General features: G+C 48.5%; 6 protein-coding genes. 1 reads left to right on the forward strand and 5 read right to left on the reverse strand.

The window, feature by feature from the left end; all coding sequences use genetic code 11:
- Window positions 1–67: 67 nt before the first annotated feature.
- The 4 genes from BLP78_RS14810 to BLP78_RS14825 all read right to left on the reverse strand — a co-directional run bounded on the left by BLP78_RS14810 (window position 68) and on the right by BLP78_RS14825 (window position 5133).
- The gene (locus tag BLP78_RS14810) at window positions 68–1081 is read right to left on the reverse strand and encodes a glycosyltransferase (RefSeq protein WP_090460501.1); all 1014 of its coding nucleotides are present in this window, start codon (window positions 1079–1081) and stop codon (window positions 68–70) included.
- 303 nt (window positions 1082–1384) lie between these two features.
- Window positions 1385–2557: a glycosyltransferase family 4 protein gene (locus tag BLP78_RS14815; RefSeq protein ID WP_090460504.1), complete on the reverse strand. Its 1173-nt coding sequence runs from the start codon at window positions 2555–2557 to the stop codon at window positions 1385–1387.
- Between the two features lie 291 nt (window positions 2558–2848).
- Window positions 2849–3808, reverse strand: coding sequence for a glycosyltransferase family 2 protein (locus tag BLP78_RS14820; protein ID WP_090460506.1), 960 nt, complete (start codon window positions 3806–3808; stop codon window positions 2849–2851).
- Window positions 3809–3885: 77 nt separating this feature from the next.
- The gene (locus tag BLP78_RS14825) at window positions 3886–5133 is read right to left on the reverse strand and encodes an O-antigen ligase family protein (RefSeq protein WP_256330320.1); all 1248 of its coding nucleotides are present in this window, start codon (window positions 5131–5133) and stop codon (window positions 3886–3888) included.
- 54 nt (window positions 5134–5187) lie between these two features.
- Here BLP78_RS14825 and BLP78_RS16115 point away from each other — a divergent pair, with 54 nt between their 5' ends.
- Window positions 5188–5742, forward strand: a complete 555-nt coding sequence (locus BLP78_RS16115) for a hypothetical protein (RefSeq protein ID WP_256330321.1) — start codon at window positions 5188–5190, stop codon at window positions 5740–5742.
- Window positions 5743–5835: 93 nt separating this feature from the next.
- On the opposite strand, the gene BLP78_RS16120 is transcribed toward BLP78_RS16115, so the two are convergent.
- Window positions 5836–6048: a P-II family nitrogen regulator gene (locus BLP78_RS16120; protein WP_256330323.1), complete on the reverse strand. Its 213-nt coding sequence runs from the start codon at window positions 6046–6048 to the stop codon at window positions 5836–5838.
- Window positions 6049–6324 lie beyond the last annotated feature (276 nt).

Here is a 6324-nt window from a genome sequence, read left to right on the forward strand (position 1 = left end):
TAATCTGCTCCTCGCTAAATCGTTTCTTCATAAATCCGCTCCTTTTTAAGAATCGGACTCTACTACATCATGAAGCTAATGAAAGGGGCAGGTCAATCTTACCCATTTGTTGCTGAAACCATCGATCATCCATTCCATAACTCTTGACCATTAAATCATGGTATTTTGAGTCGTTTAAAATTTTATACATACTTAGCAAGCCGATCATTTTGTAAGGTTTTTCTCGTCGCCGGTTCTCTATAAAGAAAAGTCTCATTTTTTCAATATAGAGGTGTTCGTCGCTCGGTATATCTTTAATCACTAACAGATCTGAGAATCCTTCGATGAGTTGATCACGTGTAACATTCTCAAAAAAATTTTCTGCAATTAAGAGCTGTTCGTTAATGAGTCTTATCGAATTTTCTAATGTCGGACTACTTGCACTTTCTCCAGGTAGAATTCTGAAATTAATCAACTCACGATCTGATATAAAAATTTGATAACGCTTAACCAGACGAATCCACATATCAAAGTCTGGTAACTGCCGCAACCGATTGTTATACATCCCAAGCTCTTCATAGCATGATTTACGAATCAACATTGTGGGATGGCAAATACAATTTCCGAGATCAAAAAACCGCCTCAACCATTGACCTTGAGAACGATTTTGCTGGTCAAAAATGGCCTTGGAAGGGAGTAATTTCTTATCAATCTCCCGTCCGTTTTTATCGACAAGCCTCGCTCTGCCGAAGCATGCGCCAACCTTGGGATTTTCTCGCATAATTTGAACCTGATAAGCCAGTTTGTCTGGAGTAGACCAGTAATCGTCCGAGTTAATTAAAGCAACAAATTCACCCGATGCACGCTTAATTAGCTCGTTCGTAACAACACATGCACCACGATTCTTCGTATTTGAAAGGAATAGAATTCTTGCATCGCTAAATGAGGCGATAACATCTCTGGTTCGATCGGTAGACCCATCGTCTGCAATCAAAAACTCAAAATCTACCGCTTTCTGCTCTAGTACGCTTTCGATTGCTTGCTTAACAAAACTAGCATGATTGTACGTTGCCATAACAACGGAAACTGTTGGCGAGTTCATGTGGCGCCTTAATGAAGATTGTGATGGTTAAACGCTTGGAATTGGCTGAGTTCGATGCACGAAGTGCTCTCGATAATTGATCAGCAGTACGAGGATCGGCAATAGGAGGAAGCAAGCCAAAGATCGATAATGTTACTGCAGCGGCACCATGGATAAGGTTAGGAATTATATATTATATGTACCAGTTGCGGCTTCGTCCGCAGGTTACCAAACTGGCTACACGCAGTTCTGTTTTGCCGACTTTCGTAGGTGGCAATAGAGACTTATATTACCCAACAGAAATAGCTACTTTTGCATTCCAATCTAAAGTGGGCACCGGCTGCTTTTTTCTGCCAGTACTTCATTCAATACATCAATCACTTCCCTCCCATATCTTTGTTGAGTAAAGCGGCCCGCTGCCCATACGTGCGCAGCCGTGCCCAACCTTGCTCCTGCCTCCGGGTTCTGATACAGGTGCTGAATTTTGTCGGCAAGCTCGACGTGATTGCCGGCTTCGTACAGGAGTCCAGTTTCCTCGTCATGGATCAATTCGGCAGTACCGCCACTATTAGCTGTAGCGATAATAGGCTTACCCAAAAGCATAGCTTCCACCGTGGCTCGTCCGAAAGCTTCCCAGCGAGAGCATACCAGCACAACGTCCGCCATTCGAATATAGGGCAGGGGGTTTTCCGCATATCCGATAAATTTGACTCGCTGCTCCAAGCCAAAGTCGCGAACTTGCTGGCCCAGCACTTTGCGAAATCGCTTGTTACCCGCTCCTACAAAAAGCAGCTCCATGTCAACTCCCCGGCGCACTACCTCGGCCAATGCGCGGATGGCTTCATCCTGGCCTTTCGCAATGTGCAGCGAACCAACGATGACACACGTAAAACATAGTTTATCAGCAGTAGCGTGATTACCTGGCAGACCCTCAATCTCATCGCGTAATGTCACCGCCTGATAGACTACCTTTATTCTTTCCTGGCTAATATATCGACCATAATGTTTAACCACCGCATAGGAGTTGGCAATAAAAATCGCGGAAAGCCGATCCATCAGCTGCGCTGTGCGGCGCTCACCCAGGTCGAATAACAGATTGGGATCACGGTACCCGAACTCATGCAGGTGCCAGATGTGCGGACGCTTCGCCAACCACGCCGCCAGCGCTCCAGCTCCAATAGTCATCGTATTGGAACAAACCAGGTCGCATTTCCATTTTGTAATGATTTGTGCCATTGGAACCGCAAGCAATAACGTCCTTGCCGTGCGGAGAACACGACCTGACATCCATCGTCGCCGCGCGCCAGCTACCCAAAAAGGGTAACCAATGATTTTCCACTCGATACCCAATTGATCGAGCGCTGCCAGCAATGGACCTTTTTTCGGAACCAGCACCTTGCAATCGATGCCTTCAGCGACCAACCCCTGTAACAGTTCGAGCAGAGCGAACTCAGCCCCGCCCTTGCCGGCCGTATGAGACACGAAACACACGCGCATCAAAATACTCCCTGGCGATTGCTGCCTGTTAGAGAACTGCTCCGTTCATCTTTTGCCAACTATTAGCTATAGGTGTGGAACAAGGAACAATCGAAATACTTCTCGAAGGAAAGCAAGAGAAAGTGTTATCAGCCGGCAGTACAAACACTGCTAGAAAAAACGCGTGACGGCATGAAACTGTCGGATGACCCGCCAGCAATCAAACCTGATGGACATGGGGTAACCGGAACGAGCTAGGCGGGGATCACCAATGAATTTTCTGTCAGTTACACCATTGTAACCCCGCGCTGCCTAGCGCAACAGATCCTTGCAAAAGGTGGTCAATCTATGCGCGTAACTATGATAGCGTAATGCCAGGAGTTCATGCAGGGCAACCGGCAAGCGGCGCCAGCGGGGCTGGGGTAGCGTTGCGCTGGCCCGCAAAAAAACCAGTTTTTCATCAAGACGGTGAATCGTTTGCTCGCTCACGCGAAAGTGTTCCGCGGACTCTTCAAGACGCTTGCGAATAGCCTCATAGAGCAAAACCCGCGGCCCATAGATTGCAGCACAGCTTTTGCCGCGGTTTCGCCCGGCGCGCGGTATGCCAAGCTGATTTTGGCCATGCTGGCGATAGGCAATCAACTGCGCCGGTAACGCGTCCAGATGCGATGTGGCGCCCATCAGCAAAGCGATCCAGGCATCATGCCAGGTTTTTGGTATGGGCAGCACCAGATCACGATAGCTGGAGCGGAAGGCCATGGTGGCGCCCGTCACTACGGGCTGCTTGAGCAGCACCCCGAGCGCATCGTTGGCCATAAAGCGCGCCTGTTTATCGGGACCAAATTTATAGATTTGCCATAGCCGCCGCCCGATCGGATGCAGATTCTCGTCGACGACGTCGGCGTCAGTGAATACAACGCCTGCATCCGGATTATTGATGAAGCGCTCTTCGATGAGGCTGATTTTATCTGGATACCAGACATCGTCCTGGTCACATAGAAAGACAATGTCGCCCTTGCACGCACGGATGGCAATTTCGAAATTGTGGGTGGAACCCGCCCGTTCGCTATTTTGAAGGACCCTTACGGGAAATGGTGCTCGTCGCGCGAAATCCCGCGCGATTGCCAGGGTGGCATCGCTGGAGGCATCGTCAGAGATAATCAGCTCATCCGGCAGCCGGGTTTGGCGTGCGATGCTGTCGAGCTGCTCTGCGATATAGCGCTCGCCATTATAGCTTGCCAGCGCAATGGATAATGAGAGCCGTGTCTTCATGTTACTGCCATCGGAGGGTGCGACATGACGGATGTGCCATTTTGAAGACAATTATCCCAGAAAACCCTGCCGCTCGTTTACCGAAGTTCTTTTGCTTGAGTGAAGCCGGTTGTATACGCTGTATGCCAACCGATACCTATGGCGGTAATGATGAGAAGCAGGTAACAGGTCTGCCTGAAGAAAACGAGGTTGTCTGTCAGGCCCGATAAAAAGACAAAAGACACCAGAGCGGTTCCCAGGATCTTCAACTGATGTACCTTGAACGTTTGGAACCAGCTCCACAAGAAATACGCATAAGCCATTAGACCCAACGCGCCGATCTGCATGCCGATCTCGATCCAGTCATTATGATAATGATAGGTGGTTGGAATGAAATTTGGCAACTCCTTGTAGAGGCCGCCCTTGTATGTCTCGATAGTTCGGTCGAAATAGCTCGCAGCCATCCCGGTGCCATGGCCAAAAAATGGGCTTTCGGCGATACCGTGCAGACCAACATCCCATATTGCAATGCGATATCCCAGGCTGGTGTCATATCGTCCCTGCGTGGACATTTCCATGTCATGCCGGGCTTGAACCAGTCTTTCCTGAAAGCTTGTACTGCTGGATGCGAAAACACCGAGGATAATCGTCAACGATGCCATCAGTGCGAAAAGCGTCCGGATCTCTTTTTTATGAAGCAGCAGCAATAAAAATGCGGATGAGATGAGCGTGGCCGCAAGAATGCCGCGCGCATTCTGATTGAATTGAAGAAAGAGTAAAAAAACTGCAAGACACCACAAAATTGTTTTAGCTTTTTTGTTTCTGTTCATACCGGCAAAGTAAAGCGACAGTATGGTCCCTATCCCCAACATCGAAGAAAAATGCAGGTAAGGCATGCCAAGAGGTGGAATGCCTTGAACGCCCAGGACCACCCATTGGTAAACCCCCATGACCAGCGCTCCCAGGTAACCGATGAGCAGGCCGCCTATCGCCCATGGTAACCGCGCCTTATTCAGAAGGCCCAGATAAGGAATAAAAACGAGGAAAGCGAAGTACCTTCGCCAGACCTTGAAGCCAAGTGTGGGAGAATCACTCCAGAGAATGCCAAGAGCGAGGACAAGACACAAAACAAGCAGGGCGCCAATCAATGGCTCGTAAATTATCTTGCCAAAACGGCGCATGCCTCCATCCAGAACCCAGGCAACCGGCAAGAGATAATAGGCATAAAAACTCAGCCCTTTATACCACAAGGCGACACCGAAAAAGAGCAGAGCAAACTTCGCCAGCGCATCACGCCAGGTGAGGACGCTTTGCATGAGGCGGGGCGGACTGGTAAATGTCGGCACGCTTTGGAATATGTTCGTTATAGACCAGCTATATTAACCGGTATGAGCGGATGGATGGCTCCAACCATCAAGTCTGCTGCTACGTGCGGTACGCGCGGAAAAGTTTTACGCATTGGATTCATTCGCGATCATCTGGATTTCGCCAGCCTGATTGTCGCTTTGTTTTCAACGCTGCTATCCTGGCGCATTATATGGACCCGTTCGAGTACTTCTTCGTGCGCTACCGTACAGATTGAGGCTTGGGTTCCCGTCTATCCTGACGCTGTGCCTAAAAATTTCCATCAATATAATTTCAAACTAAAAGGAGATGCTCAAATGAAAACCGGATTAATTCTATCTGTCGTTCTACCCGCGATGCTATTTGCAACCTCGGCTTTTGCCGACAGTAATGAAGTGAAGGTTCAGTGGGATGAGGTACCGATTGAGGCTCAAAAAACAATAACGCACCACGCAGAAGGGGGAGACGTTCAGGAGATCGAGAAGAAAACAAAAACTAAAAACGGCAAAACAATCACTATTTACGAAGCTGATGTGATAAGAGCCGACGGTGCGAAGATAGAGATTAAAGTTCGCGAAAACGGAAAACTTATCAAGTTTGAATACGATTGATCATAGAAATGGATTTTTCTGACTGGATCGCGGGCTAACGAGCAGGCTCCCGGCCGTCTGATTAAAAGTTCGCGTTAAAACGCCGCACGATGCTTATTCGGGGGTCTCGGGGACTTGTTCATCTTTGCGCCCCCCGGTATTTATCTTTCCGCATTTGCTCACGTCGATGACATAAATTTTCCCCGCACCATGCTGATGCGTATTCGCTGTCACCATCAGGGTATCAAAAATAATTTCCACCAATTCATCAGACGCAAACACTTCAATGCGCTTTTTTGGTATGTACGGCGTGAAATCTCCGTCCATGACTGTCTCCATCGAACCCTTCGCAATCGGATACGCTCATACCCGGGAAACCAGGTATTTCAAGTAACGCCTGGGTGACTTTGGATAACATGAATGGCTGAATATAAGCGCGAATCTCTTTCATGGAATTGTCCCGGGTTTACGCCATTCTTCAAAGCTGCGATAGAGTGCCGGAAGCATGAGAAGTGGCCCCAAGAATTTGAACAAATCCATAAGTGGAAAATCTGCTACCTTTTGATGGTCCCTGCGGGACTTTGATATGGAGCAGAGAAATGG

This window comes from Nitrosospira sp. Nsp1, from assembly GCF_900100985.1.
Lineage (GTDB): Bacteria > Pseudomonadota > Gammaproteobacteria > Burkholderiales > Nitrosomonadaceae > Nitrosospira.

What these genes read in the sequence shown, in the direction of transcription:
- BLP78_RS14815 (WP_090460504.1), bottom strand. Translation starts at nt 2,557, where the DNA reads ATGCGCGTGTGTTTCGTGTCTCATACGGCCGGCAAGGGCGGGGCTGAG.
- BLP78_RS16115 (WP_256330321.1), top strand. Translation starts at nt 5,188, where the DNA reads ATGGCTCCAACCATCAAGTCTGCTGCTACGTGCGGTACGCGCGGAAAA.
- BLP78_RS16120 (WP_256330323.1), bottom strand. Translation starts at nt 6,048, where the DNA reads ATGGACGGAGATTTCACGCCGTACATACCAAAAAAGCGCATTGAAGTG.
- BLP78_RS14810 (WP_090460501.1), bottom strand. Translation starts at nt 1,081, where the DNA reads ATGAACTCGCCAACAGTTTCCGTTGTTATGGCAACGTACAATCATGCT.
- BLP78_RS14820 (WP_090460506.1), bottom strand. Translation starts at nt 3,808, where the DNA reads ATGAAGACACGGCTCTCATTATCCATTGCGCTGGCAAGCTATAATGGC.